14 protein-coding genes are annotated in these 17,846 nt (G+C 72.7%); 7 read left to right on the top strand and 7 right to left on the bottom strand.

The genetic code is table 11. The features are described 5' to 3' along the window. Positions 1 to 23 precede the first annotated feature (23 nt). On the bottom strand, positions 24 to 710 hold the full coding sequence (locus ACFYM0_RS11780) for a GNAT family N-acetyltransferase (RefSeq protein WP_254380534.1): 687 nt from the start codon (positions 708 to 710) through the stop codon (positions 24 to 26). 140 nt (positions 711 to 850) lie between these two features. Between ACFYM0_RS11780 and ACFYM0_RS11775 the strand changes: the two genes are divergently transcribed. Then, on the top strand, positions 851 to 1,657 hold the full coding sequence (locus ACFYM0_RS11775) for an alpha/beta fold hydrolase (protein ID WP_388499612.1): 807 nt from the start codon (positions 851 to 853) through the stop codon (positions 1,655 to 1,657). Between the two features lie 102 nt (positions 1,658 to 1,759). Here ACFYM0_RS11775 and ACFYM0_RS11770 read toward each other — a convergent pair whose 3' ends face one another. Next, on the bottom strand, positions 1,760 to 2,539 hold the full coding sequence (locus ACFYM0_RS11770; RefSeq protein WP_388499610.1) for a GntR family transcriptional regulator: 780 nt from the start codon (positions 2,537 to 2,539) through the stop codon (positions 1,760 to 1,762). Between the two features lie 176 nt (positions 2,540 to 2,715). On the opposite strand from ACFYM0_RS11770, the gene ACFYM0_RS11765 reads away from it, so the two are divergent. From ACFYM0_RS11765 to ACFYM0_RS11755, 3 genes are all read left to right on the top strand, one after another. Further along, the gene (locus tag ACFYM0_RS11765; RefSeq protein WP_388499609.1) at positions 2,716 to 3,969 is read left to right on the top strand and encodes a PTS transporter subunit EIIC; all 1,254 of its coding nucleotides are present in this window, start codon (positions 2,716 to 2,718) and stop codon (positions 3,967 to 3,969) included. A gap of 166 nt (positions 3,970 to 4,135) precedes the next feature. Continuing rightward, entirely contained in the window at positions 4,136 to 5,188 is a 1,053-nt protein-coding gene (locus ACFYM0_RS11760; RefSeq protein WP_388499606.1) for an SIS domain-containing protein, read from the top strand. 98 nt (positions 5,189 to 5,286) lie between these two features. Next, positions 5,287 to 5,985 carry a (2Fe-2S)-binding protein gene (locus ACFYM0_RS11755; protein WP_388499603.1) on the top strand — a complete coding sequence of 233 codons (699 nt, stop codon included), beginning with the start codon at positions 5,287 to 5,289 and terminating at the stop codon, positions 5,983 to 5,985. Positions 5,986 to 6,305: 320 nt separating this feature from the next. Here the strand turns inward: ACFYM0_RS11755 and ACFYM0_RS11750 are convergent, their stop codons facing one another. Both ACFYM0_RS11750 and ACFYM0_RS11745 read right to left on the bottom strand, forming a co-directional pair. Next, the gene (locus tag ACFYM0_RS11750; protein WP_388499601.1) at positions 6,306 to 8,117 is read right to left on the bottom strand and encodes a S8 family serine peptidase; all 1,812 of its coding nucleotides are present in this window, start codon (positions 8,115 to 8,117) and stop codon (positions 6,306 to 6,308) included. 228 nt (positions 8,118 to 8,345) lie between these two features. Beyond that, positions 8,346 to 9,698 carry a cation:dicarboxylate symporter family transporter gene (locus tag ACFYM0_RS11745; RefSeq protein WP_388499598.1) on the bottom strand — a complete coding sequence of 451 codons (1,353 nt, stop codon included), beginning with the start codon at positions 9,696 to 9,698 and terminating at the stop codon, positions 8,346 to 8,348. A gap of 127 nt (positions 9,699 to 9,825) precedes the next feature. Between ACFYM0_RS11745 and ACFYM0_RS11740 the strand changes: the two genes are divergently transcribed. Together ACFYM0_RS11740 and ACFYM0_RS11735 are read left to right on the top strand one after the other, a co-directional pair. After that, positions 9,826 to 11,514: an ATP-binding protein gene (locus tag ACFYM0_RS11740; protein WP_388499596.1), complete on the top strand. Its 1,689-nt coding sequence runs from the start codon at positions 9,826 to 9,828 to the stop codon at positions 11,512 to 11,514. Continuing rightward, on the top strand, positions 11,511 to 12,233 hold the full coding sequence (locus tag ACFYM0_RS11735) for a response regulator (protein WP_388499594.1): 723 nt from the start codon (positions 11,511 to 11,513) through the stop codon (positions 12,231 to 12,233). Before ACFYM0_RS11740 ends, ACFYM0_RS11735 begins: the two co-directional genes overlap by 4 nt. On the opposite strand, the gene ACFYM0_RS11730 is transcribed toward ACFYM0_RS11735, so the two are convergent. Together ACFYM0_RS11730 and ACFYM0_RS11725 are read right to left on the bottom strand one after the other, a co-directional pair. Beyond that, entirely contained in the window at positions 12,173 to 13,036 is an 864-nt protein-coding gene (locus tag ACFYM0_RS11730) for a tyrosinase family protein (RefSeq protein ID WP_388499591.1), read from the bottom strand. The genes ACFYM0_RS11735 and ACFYM0_RS11730 overlap by 61 nt on opposite strands. Continuing rightward, positions 13,033 to 13,458: a tyrosinase cofactor gene (locus ACFYM0_RS11725; RefSeq protein WP_388499589.1), complete on the bottom strand. Its 426-nt coding sequence runs from the start codon at positions 13,456 to 13,458 to the stop codon at positions 13,033 to 13,035. The genes ACFYM0_RS11730 and ACFYM0_RS11725 overlap by 4 nt, the downstream gene beginning before the upstream one ends. A gap of 309 nt (positions 13,459 to 13,767) precedes the next feature. On the opposite strand from ACFYM0_RS11725, the gene ACFYM0_RS11720 reads away from it, so the two are divergent. Then, the gene (locus ACFYM0_RS11720) at positions 13,768 to 15,159 is read left to right on the top strand and encodes a glutamate decarboxylase (protein WP_388499587.1); all 1,392 of its coding nucleotides are present in this window, start codon (positions 13,768 to 13,770) and stop codon (positions 15,157 to 15,159) included. 42 nt (positions 15,160 to 15,201) lie between these two features. Here the strand turns inward: ACFYM0_RS11720 and ACFYM0_RS11715 are convergent, their stop codons facing one another. Further along, entirely contained in the window at positions 15,202 to 17,760 is a 2,559-nt protein-coding gene (locus ACFYM0_RS11715) for a Helicase associated domain protein (protein WP_388499584.1), read from the bottom strand. Between the last annotated feature and the right edge of the window lie 86 nt (positions 17,761 to 17,846).

Here is a 17,846-nt window from a genome sequence, read left to right as displayed (position 1 = left end):
TACGGATCTTCGGAGAAGGACCGTTACGCCGGGATGAGCGTCTTGCGGCGCCGCTTGCGCTGCGCCGCGGCGGACAGCCGCAGCTCGATGACCGACCGCACGGCCGGCCACTCCTCGTCGAGGATCGAGTAGAAGGCCGTACTGCGCACGGCGCCGTCCAGGCCCCGCGAATGGGCCCGGCGGACCCCCTCGCTGGTGAACCCGAGCCGTTCCATCGCAGCGCGCGAGCGACCGTTGCGGGCGTCGGCGCGCAGCGAGATCCGCCGGACCCCCCAGGTCTCGAAGGCATGGCGGAGCATGAGCAGCTTCGCCTCGGTGTTGATGCCGGTGCCCTGGGCCGCCGGGGACAGCCAGGTATTGCCGATCTCGGCGGCATCGGGGATCGCCGTCGCCGGATCGCCGAACGGGACCCCCGGCACGGCGGGCCACACCAGGGGCCCCTGCCAGTAGTCGAGTTCCAGGAACCGGGTCGAACCGACCACCCGACCGTCGGTGGCTCTGACCACCGCGAACGGGAGCGATCGACCCGCTGCCTGATCAGCGAGGGCGCGGTCGATGTACTCGTGTGACGCCTGCAACCCGTGGGGTACGGGAGTGAAGGCGTAAGTCGTACGATCCTCGGCCCCGGCCAGGGCCAAGGCCTCGGTGTGGTGGGGGGCGAGGGGCTCAAGCCGCACGGAGCGGCCGGCGAGGAGTACGGGTACGGGCACGGAGCCTTCGGTCCTTCTAGGCGGTGGGGTGGTTGCACAGTCTGCGTCCCTGACGTCGCCCCCAGTGCAAAACACGGGTGAAAGGCAACGGGCTGTCAGGTGAACGCGAGTGGCTCAATGTAGCCCCTTAGGGTCCTCTCATGAACCCCCAAATTGGCAATGGCGTGACACTCTTTTTCGAGGACTTGGGTCCCCGCGAGGGAGCCCCCGTAATCCTGATCCACGGACATCCGTTCAACCACTCGATGTGGGCCCCCCAGACGGCGGCACTGACCACGGCCGGTTACCGTGTGATCACCCCTGACCTGCGGGGATACGGGCACAGCCCGGTGCTGCCGGGCAAAACGCTGCTCGCGGACTTCGCCGACGATCTGGCCGATCTGCTCGACCGTCTGGGCGTCGAACAGGCGGTCGTCGGCGGTGTGTCCATGGGCGGTCAGATCGCCATGGAGATGTGGCTCGGCCACCCGGGCCGGGTGCGGGCCCTCGTTCTCTCCGACACCTCTTCCCCGCCCGAAACGGAGGACGGCAAATCCTTCCGCCGGAACCTCGCGGAGCGGCTCCTCGCGGAGGGAATGAAGCCCTATGCCGACGAGGTCATCGACAAGATGCTCGCGCCGTACAACGTGACCGGGATGCCGGAGACGGCGGACAAGGTCACCGGGATGATGTGCGCGACCGCCCCCGAGGGCGCCGCCGCCGCCCTGCGCGGGCGCGCCGAACGGCCCGACTACGCCCCGGTGCTCGCGGCGCTGCCGGCCGAGGTGCCCTGCCTGATCGTGGTCGGCCGCGACGACGTCTACACCCCGGTCCCCGAGGCCGAGTCCCTGCACGCGCTGGTCCCGCACTCGGTGCTCGCCGTGGTGGAGCGGGCCGGGCACCTGCCGGGCGTGGAACAGCCCGAGGCCTTCAACCGGGCACTGCTGGAGTTCCTCGCCGGAATCTGACCGGTCCCACCGGGCCCCGGACGGGCGGACGACCACCCGGGCCGGGGCTTTCGCCTGTCCGGAGGGTGCCGAACGGGGCTACCGGCCGCCGTACGGCCGGTGTCAGTCTGTCTGCAGGGTGGTGCGCAGCCGGTAGCGGTCCCCGCTGTACTCCACCGTGGACAGCAGCAGCGGCCGCTGGTCCCTGGTGTACACCGTCTGGTCGAGTACGAGTACCGGCGCGCCCTCGGCGATGCCCAGGTGCCCGGCGAGCTCTCCGTCGGCGTTGCGCGCCTCGATGGTCGCCTCGGCGCGGTCGGGCTGGACGCCCCAGCGGCGCAGTTCCTCGAAGAGGGAGGTCTCGCGGAAGTCGGTACGGGCGAGGTCGGGCGCGAGCTCGGCGACGACCAGGGTCCGGTCGACGGCGATCCGCACGTCGTTGAGCAGCCGGACCCGCTCCAGGCGCAGGAGCGGGGTGCCGGCGGGCACGTCGAGGCGGTCGGCGTCGTCCAGGGACGCGGTGACGGTGTCGTGGCGCAGGACCACCGAGCTGGCGCGCATGTGCTTGCGCCGCGCGGTGGCGGTGAAGGACTCCAGGTCCTTGGGCCACTCGCGGGCGGGAGCGGGTGCCACCGGCGCCGCGACGAACCAGCCGCGCCCGTGGGACGCGGTGACCAGGCCCTGTTCGACGAGACGGGCGAGTGCGCGGCGCAGGGTGACGCGGGAGACGTCCAGCCGGGTGCACAGCTCGCGCTCGGGCGGCAGCTTGCTGCCCTCGGACAGGCCGCGGCGGGCGATCTCCTCGCGGATGCGGTCCGCGGCCTGGGCCCACAGGGGGTCCGCGGCGCGGGCAGTCGCCGCGATCGGGGAGGAGGCGGCGGCGATGGCAGCGTCGTCGGTCATGGCGCAAACCATACCACTTGCTACCACTTCGCTTCGGCTTCAGTCCCGGCCTGGCCGGGACCTACGGCCCCACCGTGACATTTCCTTAAAGACCACAAGAGACCACTGTTGACCAATCCAAAACCACTGGCTACCTTCGAGTCGTCCCCACCACCCCGCTCGACGAGGAGCACCAGATGAGTACGGCCACCGTTCCGGCCAGCGCGCCGGCCGCCGGAAAGAAGCCGGGCCGGGTCATGCCGGTCCTGCAGCGCATCGGCCGCAGCCTGATGCTGCCCGTGGCCACGCTGCCGGCAGCGGCCCTGCTGACCCGGCTCGGCGGCGCCGACCTGCTGGGCCGCGAGAACTTCCCGCTGGTCATCCAGAAGCTCGCGATGGTCCTTGCGGCCGCCGGCGACACCGTCTTCGCCAACCTCCCGCTGCTCTTCGCGGTCGGCGTGGCCATCGGCTTCGCCAAGAAGTCGGACGGCTCCACCGCCCTGGCGGCCGTGGTCGGCTATCTGGTCTTCAAGGCCGTACTGGCCAGCCCCGCCTTCCCCAAGGGAGTGGACGGCGAGCCGCTCGACGCCAAGGTCCTCGGCGGCATCGTGATGGGCCTGATCGCGGCCCTCCTCTACCAGCGCTTCAGCCGGACCAAGCTGCCCGAGTGGCTCGGCTTCTTCGGCGGCCGCCGCCTCGTCCCCATCCTGAGCGCCTTCGCGGGCGTCGGCATGGGAGTGGTATTCGGAGTGGTCTGGCCGACCGTCGGCGGCTGGTTCTTCCACTTCGGCGAGTGGCTGGTCGGCACCGGCGCCTGGGGCGCGGGCCTCTTCGGTCTCGTCGTCCGGGCCCTCATCCCGATCGGGATGCACCACTTCTTCTCGGTCTTCCCCTGGTTCGAGGCCGGCTCCTTCGTCAACCCGACCACCGGCACCGAGGTGCACGGGGACATCGCCCGCTTCCTCGCCGGCGACCCGACGGCCGGCCAGTTCATGACCGGCGGCTTCCCGATCTACATGTTCGCGCTCCCGGCCGCCGCCATGGCCATCGCGCACACCGCACGCCCCGAGAACCGGACCATGGTCAAGGGCATGATGATCTCCGTCGCCCTGACCTCCTTCGTCACCGGCGTGACCGAGCCCATCGAATTCGCCTTCATGTTCGTGGCTCCCCTCCTCTACGCGATCCACGCCTTCCTCTTCGGCGTCTCGATGGCCGTCTGCTACGCCCTCGGCATCCGTGACGGCTTCGGCTTCTCCTCCGGCGCCATCGACTACGTCGTGAACTACGGCATCGCCACCAAGCCCTGGATGCTCATACCGATCGGCCTGGCCTTCGCCGCCATCTACTACGTGCTCTTCCGCTGGGCGATCGTGAAGTTCGACCTCCCCACCCCGGGCCGCGAACGCGACGAGGAAGGCAAGCCGCTCACCAAGGCCGACGCCTCCTGAGCCCGAGCCGGCGGCTTCTCCCGGCCGGCCCAACCCCGGCCGGCCCAACCCCGGCCGGCCCAACCCCGGCCGACCCAGCCCCGCACGACCGCCCGCCCCGCCCCGCCCCCGCCCGCCCGAACCGGCGGGGGCCCGCGACCCCCAGACTTCGCTAAGGACCCCCACCATGTCCGGATCCCGCATCACCTTCCTCGAAGGCCAGGCCGACCAGGGCGCAGCCCTCGCCCGGATCGCCGACCGTGTCCGTACCCAGCTCGCCTCCCCGGCGCTCGCCGGGCTGCGTGCCGCCGAGCGCCCCCTGTTCACCGGCATCGGAGCCTCGTACGCCGCCCTCGCCGTCCCCGTGCAGCAGCTCCGCGAGGCCGGGATCGTCACCCAGCGCGTGCTGTCCAGCGAGATCGAGACCGGCACCGCCGGCTTCGACACCGACTGCCTGATCGCCGTCTCCCAGGGCGGCCGCAGCTCCGAGACCATCGCCGCCTTCGAGTGCGCCGCCCCCGGCATCACGAAGACCGCGCTGCTCAACGTGGTCCCCTCGCCGCTCGGCGACCTCGCCGACCTCACCGTGGACCTCGGCAACGAGCCCGACTCGTACGCCTCGACCATCGGCTACACCGGCACCATCGTCGCCCTCGACCTGATCGCGGGGGCCGTCGCGGGCCGCGCGGGCGACCCCTGGGGCGAGATCGCCGAGCAGACCACCGCGATCCACTCGCAGGCCACCGCCGTCGTGGCGGGGCTGCGCGAGCGCGGCGCCCGCTGCATCGCCTCCGACGGCGTGGCCGCCGGGGCCTCCCGGGCCTCCGCCGAGGAGGGCGCGCTGCTGCTGCGCGAGGTGGTGCGGATGACCGCGGCCCACTCGGCCACCCGCAACTACCTGCACGGCGAGATGGAATCGGCGGGCAACACCCTGCACCTCGTCTACGGCGACGGCCGCGAGATCGAGCTGGCCCGCTCGCTGGCGGGTGCCGGACACCTCACGCTGCTGATGACCACGGCCGAGGTGGAGCCGGCGGACAGCCTGTCGGTCGTCCGCCTGCCCGAGGTCGCGGACGCGGTCCGGGTGGTCCTGGAGACGGTGGTCCTGCAGGAGCTGGTGGCCCAGCTCAGCGCCGAGCGGGACGTCCCGATCGAGTCCTTCGTCTTCGCCAACGACGACACCAAGCAGGGCGGCCTCGACATGTCCGACTTCGAGGTCGCGGCCTTCACCCAGGCATAGGCCGGTCGCGGGAGCCCTGCCGGACCCTGCCGGACCCTGCCGGACCCCGCCGGACCCCGCCGGTCCGGCGGGGTCCGGCTCGGTGAGATCATCGGCGGATGGACACGGAGCCCGGGATGGACGGCGTACTGAGGCAGTTGGGCTCCGTCGGCCCCTTCTTCACCGTGGCGTACGGGAAAGAGCCGCCCGGCCCCGGCTTCCGGCCGCTCGACGAGCTGTACGGGGAGCTGCTCGGGGCCTACGTGGGAGAGGTCGGCCGGCGCATCGGGAGCGGACCCGGGCGGGTGGCGGCTTCGACCGCGCAGTTCGGGATCGCCTCGAGGCTCTGGTCGCTCGGGCTCGGCTGCGCCGTGCTCTCCGGCCGGGTCCCGGACCTCGGACCCGGCCGCCTGTGGTGGCGGCTGCCCGGCTCCGGCTCGCTGGAGCTGTGGCTGCCCGAACCCGCCGAATTCCCCGGGGAAACCCCGGCGCGGGCCCTCGCGGACACCGTGCTCGGCCACCTCGCGGTGCTCGACACGGCGCTGCGCGAGCGGTTCGGAGTCTCGCCGCTGGTGCTGCGCGGCAACGCCGCCTCCGGGCTGGTCGGCGCCGTCCGGGTGCTCACGGACCGGGTGCCGGGGGAGGCGGCCGCTTCGCTCGCCGCCGGCCTGCTGGCCGACGGCGGCCCGCTCGGCGGGACCGGCACCTATCTCCACGAACCCGGCCTCGGGGTGGCCTTCGTGCGCCGCAGCTGCTGCCTGTACTACAAGGTGCCCGGCGGCGGGCTCTGCGGGGACTGCGTACTGCGGACCCGGTAGCCGGGCCCGGGGCCGTTCGGAGCGACGGAGCGTGCGGCGGCGGCGACGCGCCCGGTGGCACTCCTGCCTTCCCTGCCGTGAAGCACGAACACACCGCGTCCGGAGCCCCCGCCGCCGCCCCGTCCGCGGGGTCTCCCGCCGTACGGCCCTGACCGGCCTCGCCGTCGGAGCCGGAGCCTTTCCGGGTGTGGAACACGGAGGCCATCGGGGCGCAGTTGCACTGCTCCCCGATGGCCCCGCAACAGCACTGCGACGTGGTCTTCGACTGGCTGGCCGACGTCCTGCACCGCTGATCGGGCGGGCAGGAGCCGGCCGGCCGGCTAGAAGGTCAGGTTCCAGGCGTCGATCTTGCCGGTGTCCTGGTTGGCGTTGTCGTTCACGCGCAGCGTCCAGACACCGTTGGCGACCTCGGTGGAGGCGTTGACGGTGAAGGTCTGGACGATGTTGTCCGTGCCGCCGCCGGCCCGGTTGCTCAGGACGTATACGGAACCGTCCGGAGCCACGAGGTCGACCTTGAGGTCACCGATGTAGGTGTGCTTGATGTCCACGCCCACCTTGAGGGTGGCCGGCGCGTTGCCGGTCACGCCGCTGACGGTGATGGCACTGTTCACGGTCGCGTTGTCGGTGATCGCGACGTCGGTGAGGTTCTCGAAGTACTTGCCGGGGGGCGGGGTCGAGCCGCCGACCGCCTTCAGCGCGTCGACCTGGCCCTCGCCGAAGAACCCGTTGTTGGCCGTGGTCCCCTTGCAGCGGCTGTCCGACGGGCAGGCGGTGTCGTTGGCCTGGGTGGCCAGCGCGGTGCGGATCTGCGCCGGGGTGAAGGCCGGGTTGGCGCTGGCGATGAGCGCGGCGACGCCCACGACGTGCGGGGTGGCCATCGACGTACCGCTCTTGGTGCTGTAACCGCCGCCCGGAGCGGTGGAGTAGACGTTGCTGCCCGGCGCCGCGACGTCGATGACGCCCTGGCCGAAGTTGGAGAACGAGGCCTTGGTGGTTCCGGTGCCGTTGGCGGCGACCGTGACCACGCCCGGGAGCTCGGTCGGGATGTCCAGGCAGGCGTTGGTGATGGTCCGGGTGGTCGGCGTCGAGTCGTTGGGGCTCGCCGAGTCCGTGGTCTTGTTGGCGAGGTCGTAGTTCTCGTTGCCCGCCGCGGCGACCTGGAGCGAGCCCTTGCTCTCCGCGTACTCCTGGGCGCGCTTGACGCCCTCGATGATCGCGGCCTGGTCGATGTTGTCCGGGCAGTTGAACTGCCACGGGTCCGTGTAATAGCTGTTGTTGGTGACCTTGAACCCGTGGTCGCCCGACCACACGAAGGCACAGATGGTGTTCTCGGCGTAGAACAGCGAGGTGCCCGGCTCGGCCACGCGGACCGAGGAGATCTTCACGCCCGGGGCCACGCCGATGACACCCTTGCCGTTCTTGGCGGCGGCCACGCTGCCGGCCACGTGCGTGCCGTGGGTGTCCACGTCGCGCCAGGCGCCGACCCGGGTGTCCGCCTTGCCGTAGGCGCAGGAGGCGGAGTCCGCGGCGTTGAAGTTCGGCGCCAGGTCCTGGTGCTGGTCGTCGACGCCGGTGTCCAGGATGCCGACCTTGACGGAGGCCGAGCCGGTGGTCACGGCCCAGGCCTGGTCGGCCTTGATCTGGGTCATGTCGGCGCGCAGGGGCTCGCCCGCGGGGGTCGTCGACTGGGACGGGTTGGCGGGCAGCGCCGGGTTGTAGGCGTCGGCCGGTACGTCCGAGGTGCGCGTCGCGCCGACCTTCTGGACCCCGCTGATCCCGCGCATGGTGGCGGCGAAGGTCGAGGAGGTCGAGTGGGCGACGATCACGCCGATCTGGTCGTAGTACGAGAAGACCGTGCCGCCGTTCGCCGTGACGGCGGAACGGACCGCGGAGCTGTCACCGGCGGCGGTGATCACCACGTAGGCGCGGGTGCCGGCAGCCCAGGTCGCACTCTGGGAAGTCGGCGCCGGGGCCTGGGCCTTGGCCTTGGCGGGGGCGGAGGTGCCGGGGATGCCGGCCGGGGAGACGGGCGCCGTGCCGGCGAGCGCGGCCGGTGCCCCGAGGACCAGGGCGCCCAGGGCTGCCGCCAGTACGAGGGTGCGTCGAGGTCGGCTGGATATGTGGGGTATCAATGCGTCCTCCGAAGACGGTCCGGCGGTGCGGGTGGCACCTACCGGTCCGTACGAAACGAGTGGTGGACGCAAGATGTCAGAAGCGTGCCCCGATATGGAAGTACCTTTTACAGCGAGACGGTTCATCGGATCTTGGCTGAAAAATGACTCCCGCCAGAGGTGTCGGGTCCAGCCGGGCTGGGCACCGTGGGGGCGAGCCCTGCCCGGCCGGTCCGCGGGGCGTCCCCGTCAGGCGGGGACGCCGTCCTTGGCGCCCTCCGGCTGGGCGGGTACGGCCGGGGCCTGCCCGTGCGCGTCGTCGGTGAGCGTGCTCTCGTCGAACGGCAGCCGTCCCGCGAGGACTTCGGTGGCCCGGTCCCGGTCGAACTCCTTCGTCCAGGTACCGATCAGCACGGTCGCGATCGCGTTGCCCGCGAAGTTCGTCAGGGCCCTCGCCTCGCTCATGAAGCGGTCGATGCCCACGATCAGGCCGACGCCGTCGACGAGTTCAGGCCGGTGCGACTGGAGTCCTCCGGCCAGCGTGGCGAGTCCCGCACCCGTGACCCCGGCCGCACCCTTCGAGGCCACGATCATGAACAGCAGCAGGGAGATCTGCTCGCCCAGCGCCAAGGGCTTGCCCATCGCCTCCGCGACGAAGAGCGAGGACATCGTCAGATAGATCGCGGTCCCGTCCAGGTTGAAGGAGTAGCCCGTCGGGACCGTGATGCCGACCACCGGCCGCGAGACGCCCACGTGTTCCATCTTCGCGATCAGCCGGGGCAGCGCCGACTCCGAGGAGGAAGTGGACAGGATCAGCAGGAACTCCCGGCCCAGGTAGCGCAGCAGGGCGAAGACGCTGATCCCCGTGCACAGCCGCAGCAGCGTGCCCAGCACCACGAACACGAAGAGCAGGCAGGTCGTGTAGAAGCCGATCATGATGACCGCCAGGGACTTCAGCGCGTCCATTCCGGTCGCCCCGACCACCGCGGCGATCGCGCCGAACGCACCCACCGGCGCCGCCCACATGATCATCGCGAGCACCCGGAACACCAGCTTCTGCACGTGCCCGATCCCGCGCAGCACCGGTTCGCCCGCCGCGCCCATGGCCTGGAGCGCGAACCCGCAGAGCAGTGCCACCAGCAGCGTCTGGAGCACCTCGCCCCCGGTGAAGGCCGACACCAGCGTGGTCGGGATGATCCCCAGCAGGAACTCCGGAGTGCTCTCGGCGCCGCCCGCCTTGGCCTGCGCCTCGCCCGCGCTGCGGGCCGCCTCGGTCAGGTGCAGCCCGCTGCCGGGCTCCAGCAGGTTGCCCACGAGCAGCCCGATGGCCAGCGCGACCGTGGACATCACCATGAAGTAGCCGAGCGCCAGCCCGCCCACCGCTCCGACCTTGGCGGCCTTGCGCACCGAGCCGATGCCCAGCACGATCGTGCAGAAGATGACCGGCGAGATCATCATCTTGATGAGGTTGACGAATCCGGTGCCCAGCGGCTTGAGCTCCACGGCGGTGCCGGGCGCGGCGAACCCGACGGCGATGCCGAGCAGCACCGCACCGATCACCGCGATGTACAGATAATGCGTCTTGTCGCGCCTGGCGGCCACGATGCCTCCTGGTAGTGCCCTTCGCCTCCCCGATGGCGAAGGCGTCCCGGGAGGACCATCGCCCGCCGCTGTGACCCCGGTCACCCTTGCGTTCATTGAGTTCACGCCCGGGTGCACACTGAGCGCCATGTTCCGCTTTCCCCGGCCGCCGCGCAGCCTCGCCGGTCAGCTCTTCGCCATGCAGGTGGTGCTGGTCGCCGCGGTCGTCGCCGGCTGCGCCGTCTTCGCGTACGCGACCGCCCGAGACCAGGCCGAGGAGGCCGCCCGGCGCCAGGCCGGGGCGGTGGCCCGCGCCGTCGCGGACTCCCCGTCGGTACGGGACGCGGCGCGCGAGGAAGCGCGGGAGGGCGCCCGCGAGCCGGACGCGGAGTCCGTCCCGGAGGCCCTGCGGGGAGCCCGGCGCGGGGCAGGCGCCCCCGGCGGGCCCACCGCGGCCCTGCAGCCCTACGCGGAGCGGGTCCGCGTCGACGCGGGCGTGGACTTCGTGACGATCATGGCTCCGGACGGACGGCGCTGGACCCACCCCGACCCGATGCGCATCGGCGAACCCTTCCTCGGCAACACCGCGCCCGCCCTGCGGGGCGAGACCTTCAGCGAGACCTACACCGGCACCCTCGGCCCCTCGCTCCGCGTGGTCACCCCGATCACCGACGACGGGCGGGTCATCGGCATGGTCGCCGCAGGCATCACCGTCCGCGCGGTCAGCGCCCGCCTCGCCGAGCGGCTCTCCGCCCTCGCCTGGGTGGCGGGCGGGGCGCTCGCCCTCGGCGGGGCGGGAACCTACGTCGTCAACGCCCGGCTGCGCCGCCACACCCACGGGATGAACGCGGCCGAGCTGAGCCGGATGTACGACTACCACCAGGCCGCCCTGCACGGGGTCCGCGAAGGGCTGCTCATGCTCGACGGCCGGCGCCGGATCACCCTCGTCAACGACGCGGGCCGCGAACTCCTGGGCCTGAGCGGGGAGATCAAGGGCACGGGCGTCGCCGACCTCGGCCTCCCCGCCCCGCTCACCGGCGCACTGCTCGCCGACCGGCCCCGGGTGGACGAGGTCCACCTGACCGCGGACCGGGTGCTCGTGCTCAACAGCGCGCCCGTCGCAGGCGGCGGCCGCCGGGGCACCGTGATCACCCTGCGCGACCACACCGAACTGCTCTCGCTGACCGGTGAACTGGACCAGGAACGCGGATTCACCCGGGCGCTGCGCGCGCAGGCCCACGAGGCGGCCAACCGGCTGCACACCGTGGTCTCCCTCATCGAACTCGGCCGCAGCCGGGAAGCGGTGGACTTCGCCACCGCCGAACTGTCCCTCGCCCAGGCACTGACCGACGAGGTGATCGCCGCCGTCGGCGAGCCCGTGCTCGTCGCTCTGCTGCTCGGCAAGGCCGCGCAGGCTCACGAACGGGGGGTCGAGCTGGTCGTCACCCCGGACAGCGGAGCCATCGACGCCCGGCCCGGGGGTCCGTCCGCCCGGGATCTCGTCACCGTGCTCGGGAACCTCGTGGACAACGCCGTCGACGCCCTCACCGGCGTGCCCGGCGGCCGGATCTCCGTCACCATCCGCCCGGACGGCCCGGCCGGACCCCACGGGCAGGGGGTGCTGATCGGCGTGACCGACAACGGCCCCGGACTTCCCGAGGGCGAGGACGTGTTCCGGCGCGGCTGGTCGGGCAAGGGAGAGGGGCGGGGCCTGGGCCTCGCACTGGTGCGTCAGGTGGCCCACCGGCACGGCGGCAGCGCGGACGCCGACCAACTGCCGGACGGGGGAGCCCGGTTCACCGTACGGCTGCCGGTGCGCGGGGAGGTGGACGCATGAGCACGCCCGAGGTGCGGGTCCTCGTCGTCGAGGACGATCCCGTGGCCGCCGACGCGCACGCGCTGTACGTCGGGCGCGTGCCGGGCTTCACCGCCGTCGCGGTCGAACACTCCCTCGCCGGGGCCACCCGCGTCCTGGAGCGGACCCGGATCGACCTGCTGCTGCTCGACCTGACCCTGCCCGACGGCCACGGGCTGCGGTTCGCCCGCGGCCTGCGGGCGGCCGGCCACCCCGCCGACGTGATCGTGGTGACCTCGGCCCGGGACCTGGGGGTCGTCCGCGAGAGCGTCTCGCTCGGGGTGGTGCAGTACGTACTGAAGCCCTTCGCCTTCCCCACCCTGCGCGAACGGCTCCTGCGCTACGCCGAGTTCCGCGCGACGGCGGCGGGCGAGGCGGCCGGCCAGGACGACGTGGACCGTGCCATGGCGGCCCTGCGCTCACCCCGGCCGGCCGAACTCCCCAAGGGGATCGGCGGCCCGACCCTGGACCGGGTCGCCGCGCTGCTGCGGGCCGCCCCCGACGGGCTGACCGCGGGCGGGACGGCCGAGGCGGCCGGGATCTCCCGGATCACCGCCCGCCGGTACCTGGAGCACCTGGTGGACACGGGCCGCGCGGACCGCACCCCCCGGTACGGCCAGGTCGGCCGCCCCGAACTGCACTACCGCTGGCTGGCGGCGGCCCCGGCCGGTGCCGGTGCCGGCTCGGTGTCGAAGGTGTAGAACTTCCGGTGGTCCAGCATGTCGGCCGGGGTCACGTCGTTCCACGGCCGCATCGTGTCGTTCAGGTCCACGACGTTGGGCGTGCCGGCGGCGGGCAGGTACGGCGACTGCGGGTGCAGCGCCTGCCAGTCGGCCCACAGCTTGTCGATGAAGGCGTGGTGCATCCAGAACACCGGGTCGTTGGGGGAGACTCCGGTGGCCATCTGGCCGCCCACCCACACGTGCACCCGGTTGTGCAGGTTGGCCCCGCGCCAGCCCTCCAGGTTGTTGCGGAAACCGCCGGAGGAGCTGTTCCAGGGCGCCGCGTCGTAGACCGGCATCGCGAGGACGGAGTCGACCTCGGCCCTGGTGGGCAGCTGGGCCACGCCGGTGCCGAGCGCGCGCCGCAGGTAGGAGCGCCCGTCCACCCGTACGGCTATCTCCCACTTGCCCGTCGCGTACGCGAACGGTCCGTCGAGCACCTGCCCGTCCCGGGCCCGTCCGGTGCCGCCGAGGAAGTCGGCGGCCCAGAGCGAGGAGCGTGCGGTCCGGTCGGCCGTCCAGTCCCAGTACGGAAGGGCCACTGCCGGATCAACCGCCTGCAGCGCCGCCTCGAACTCCAGCAGAAACCGGCGGTGCCAGGGGAGGAAGGAGGGGGAGCGGTGGCCGACGCGGTCGCCCGAGTCGGTGTCGCTCATGATGAAGCCGTTGTGGGTGGTGACGAAGCGGTCGTAGCGGCCGGTGCGCTTCAGTTCGAGGAGCGCCGCGACGAAGGCGCGCTTCTCCTCGGAGGTGAGCGAGGCCTGGTTCTTGCGGATGGTCATCGCATGCCGCCCATCGGGACGAGGGAGGCGCCCTGGAGTTCGCGCACGGCGGCGCGGGCGAGCGGGAGCGGTCCGGAGAAGGTCTCGTAGTGGTTGACGACGCTGATCCAGCTGCCGTCGGCGTTGCGCATCACGTGCAGTTCGCGGCCGTCTATGAGGACGGTCGGCTGACCGGGGGACTGGTGGCCGCCGTGGTGGCCGCCGTGGTCGTCTCCGCCGCCGGAGGCGGGGACTATGCGGATGCGGCGGCCCTGGTAGACCTCGTCGACGGTGCCCGCGGGGGTGGCGGGTGCGGCGGGGGTGGCCGGGGTGGCGGGCCGGGACCGGGTGACGGCCGCGTGCGCGGTGGCGCCGGCGAGGCCGAGGACGCTGAGTGCGCCGGCAGTGGTGCCTAAGGCCTGACGGCGGGTGATCTTGTTCATGGCCCGAGAGGTATCAGGGCGCGGAGAACAGGAGGCCGCTATCCGGACATGCGCGGATAAGTTGCCCGTCGAACCACTTGGATGATCTTCCCGTCCGGACCGGCTCCAGCGGCCCGGACGGGAAGACCTGCGCGAAAAAGCTTAACCGACGGGAAATCCTACGGTCGCATGAAGGGCGTATGGAAGGGATCACACCGCAGAGTAGGCCGGAAGCCGCAGCTGGAACCGGCCCTTCTTGCCCCCTCCCTGAAGCAACCTGAAGGCCGGTTCAGGGCGATCTGTCAGGTTCCGTCCCGTTATAGTCCCGATATGGCTCTCCACGAGACGAAGGACCTGCGTGCCCGCGACGCCGAGACGGACGTGTTCGCGTCCGCCCTCAGCGGCGAGATCCTCCCCAAGTACCGGATGCCCGAAGACCACTCGCCCTCCGAGGTGGTCTACGAGCTCCTCCACAACGAGCTGCTCCTCGACGGCAACGCCGCCCAGAACCTGGCCACCTTCTGCACCACCTGGTCGGACGACGGGGTCCACCGGCTGATGAACGAGTGCCTCGACAAGAACATGATCGACAAGGACGAGTACCCGCAGACGGCCGAGATCGAGGCCCGCTGCGTCAACATCCTGGCCGATCTGTGGAACGCCCCCGCAGGCACCACCGGCACCGGCTGCTCCACCACCGGATCCAGCGAGGCGGCCATGCTCGGCGGCCTCGCCCTCAAGTGGCGCTGGCGCGAGCGCCGCCGCGCCGCCGGACTGCCCACCGACAGGCCGAACCTGGTGTGCGGGCCGGTGCAGGTCTGCTGGGAGAAGTTCGCCCGGTACTTCGACGTCGAGCTCCGCCAGGTCCCGCTGGAGCCCGGTGCCACCGGCCTGCGCCCCGGGCAGCTCGCCGCCCACGTCGACGAGAACACCATCGGCGTCGTCGCCATCCTCGGCGTCACCTACACCTGCGTCTACGAGCCCGTCGCCGAGATCGCCGCCGAACTCGACCGGATCCAGGCCGAGCACGGCTGGGACGTGCCGATCCACGTGGACGCCGCCAGCGGCGGCTTCGTGGCCCCCTTCCTCCACCCCGACGTGGTCTGGGACTTCCGGCTGCCGCGCGTGGCCTCCGTCAACACCTCCGGCCACAAGTACGGCCTCGCCCCCCTCGGCGTCGGCTGGATCGTCTGGCGCACCGCCGATCTGCTCCCGGCCGACCTCGTCTTCTCCGTGGACTACCTCGGCGGGGACATGCCCACCTTCGCCCTCAACTTCTCCCGGCCGGGCGGCGAGATCATCGCCCAGTACTACCTGTTCCTGCGCCTGGGACGGGGCGGCTACCGCCGGGTCCAGCAGGCCTGCGCCGACACCGCCCAGTACCTGGCCCGCGAGATCGAGACCGTCGGCCCCTTCACCCTGCTCTACGACGGCCAGGGCGCGCTGCCCGCCGTCTCCTACCGGCTCACCGATCCGCAGGGCGCCGGCTTCACCCTCTACGACCTCTCCGACCGGCTGCGGATGCGCGGCTGGCAGGTGCCCTCGTACCCGCTGCCCGCCGAGCGCGACGACACCGTCATCCAACGGGTCCTGATCCGGCACGGGGTGACCCGTGACCAGATCGCGCTGCTCGTCTCCGACCTGCGCAGCGCCGTGGAACACCTGATCGCGCACCCCCAGCCCGTGCCCGCGGCCCCGCCCCGGTCCGGCTTCCACCACTGACCGCGCGGCCGGGCCCGCACCGCCCAGGGGCGGGCCCGGCGCTCAGGACGCCGGCCAGCGCATCCCCAGCTCCGTCAGCGCGGCCGTCCGCTCGGGGGTGAGGGACGCGGCGCGGGAGCGCTGGTTGGCGATCCAGGAACCGAGGCGCACGTCCCGGTCGCCGACCCGCTCCACGTGCGTACGGGGCACCCGCAGGTGCCGCTCGCGGTCGTGGAACCGCCGGGCCGCCTCCAAGTGCGCCGCCCACGCGTCCGCGTGGGCGACCCGGGGCCTCGGCCGGTCCGCTCCCTCGGCCGGGGTCACCCCGAGGGTGTGCTCCAGCAGCCAGCGCTGGGCCCACGCGAGGCGCTCCCACGAGGCGCGCTGGCCGCGCAGCCACACACCGAGGTCCTCGCCCTGGACGACGGCCTCCCCGGGGCGGGCCGGGAGCCGGCCGCCCGCGTCCAGATGGACCCTGGTCAGGTGGAAGGCCCGCTGCCAGGAGATGTCCCAGGCCGGACACCAGGACGCGTCGACGGCCTCCAGGGCCTCCCGGCGCTCCTCGGACAGGGCTCCGGGACCCTCCCGGCGGGCCGCCGCCCGCTGGTTCTTGACCCAGACCCCGACCGGAGCGCCGCGCCAGGTGGCATCCACCGGAGGCAGCAGGTGGCCGTGCTCGGCCGCCCAGCCGCTCGCCGCCGCGAGCCCCTCCTCGAAGGCCACGTCGAAGTGGCTCCACACCATGCCCAGTTCGTCGAGCTGCGCCACCCGCAGGCGGCCGAGCGCCCCGCGCCGGTACGTGCGCCGGGCATCCGCGATCCACTGGCCGAGCGGGAACCGGGCCAGCCCCGGCGGCCACGCGGCCCCGGAGTCGAGGGCCGCACCGGCCGCACCCGCCTCGGGGGCGCCACCGGCCCCGGGGGCGCCACCGGCCCCGCCGTTCCCGGGGACCTTGAACGCGAACGGCACCTTGAGGTCCCCGGCGAGCCCGGCGTAGATCCGGGCCGCCTCCACCCCGCGCCGCCAGTGCTCGTGCTCCGGGTGCAGGACGCGCAGCCGGACGAAGGCAGCCAGCAGCGCCGGGTCGCGGGGGGTGGAGAAGCTCAGCAGGGACTCGGCGCCACCGCGCAGCCCGGAGCCGCTCACGGACTCCGCGCCGCCCGCGCCCCGCGCTCCGCTCCGGCTCGGCGCCTGCGGCTGCGCCAGGGACTCCACGAGCCGGGTGTCGTGGGCCCGTAGCGCCTCCAGCAGCCGCGCGAGGTCCCCGTACGCCCGTGAGGTCAGCATCGTCTCGGGGGACTCGCCGGGGCCCAGCAGCACCGGCACCACGAGGGAGGCGACCTTGCCCTCCCCGGGCCGGATGCGCAGCGCCCGGCCGACGGCCTGCACCAGGTCGGGCATGGAACCCCGTACGTCGGCCCAGAAGACCGAGTCGCACTCCTTGGTGTCGACGCCCTCGCCCAGCACGCGCACACTGCCCAGGAAGGCCTTGTCCGCGACCCGGTCGTCCGCGAAGGCGCCCAGCACCCGCCGCCGGTGCGCGACCGTGTGCTGTCCGCACAGCCAGTCCGCCCAGACGGTACGGGGGTACACCGGCCGGGGGGCCCAGCTCGTGGCGCGCAGCCGGGCGGCCACCGCGGGCAGCCCGGCCGCGAAGGCCTCGGCCTCCCTGGTCAGGTGGTGGAAGACGAGGGTGCGCCGGAACCCCTGCCGCACGGCGGCCGTCACCAGCGCCGTCTGGAGCGCCGCGAGCCGTACGCCGCGCACGGCGTCGGAGCGCCCGTCCGGCCCGAGCAGCACGGCCGCCTGGAACTCCGGATCGCTGACGTCCACGCAGACCACCCGGTAGGGCGCGCAGATGCCCCGGTCGACGGCCTCGGAGAGGGTGAGGGTGTAGCAGCGCGCGCCGAACGGGCCGTCCGGATCGTCCTCCATGGAGGCCACCAGGTCGCTCCGGCCGCGCACCCCCTCCGGCCGGCCGGACCCCTCGGCGGATCCCTCGGCCGGTTCCTCGCCCTCGGTGGACGCGGACCCCTCGGCGGACTGCCAGACCCGGGGCGTGGCCGTCATGTACAAGCGGCGGACCGAGGGGATCCGCAGGTTGTCGTGCACCACCGCCCAGGGCTTGCCGATGCGCCCCGAGGTCCGGTGCGCCTCGTCGACCACGATCAGGTCCCAGCCCGGCAGCCCCTCGCGGTGCGCGCTTTCGATGGTGCCCAGACCGAGCGAGGCGTACGTGGCGTACACCGTGACCCGGTCGACGGGCGGGCCCGCCCAGTCGGCCAGTTCGGCCGGGTCGGTGGTGGTGGGCATCCCCGCGTCTTCGCCGCGCAGCGAGCACACCGCGAAGGCGCGGCCGGTCCGGCCGCCGTCCCGCCAGGACGCCGCGGTCTGCACGAGGAGGTCCAGGGAGGGGACGAGCACCAGGACCCGGCCGGCCCGCAGTTCCTCGGCCGCGTGCACGGCGACCAGCGACTTGCCGGAGCCCGTTGCCATGATCACCTGCGTACGGAGCCCGGTCCGTGGGACCCTGCGCCCTGCGGGCAGTTCCAGCGCCCGCACGGCGGCGTCCACGGCCTCGCGCTGGTGCGGGCGGAGTTTCTGCCTGCTGATGCGTCCCACCTCCACCGTGATCTGCCCGTTTGCTTCCAGCTCCTATCTTGCCCCCATTTTGAATCATTGCGGGGAGATCGCAGGGACGGGGTGCG

Source organism: Streptomyces sp. NPDC006487, assembly GCF_042870555.1.
Lineage (GTDB): Bacteria > Actinomycetota > Actinomycetes > Streptomycetales > Streptomycetaceae > Streptomyces.
Note: the sequence above shows the minus strand (reverse complement) of the source record. Positions and strands in the feature narration are given on the sequence as shown.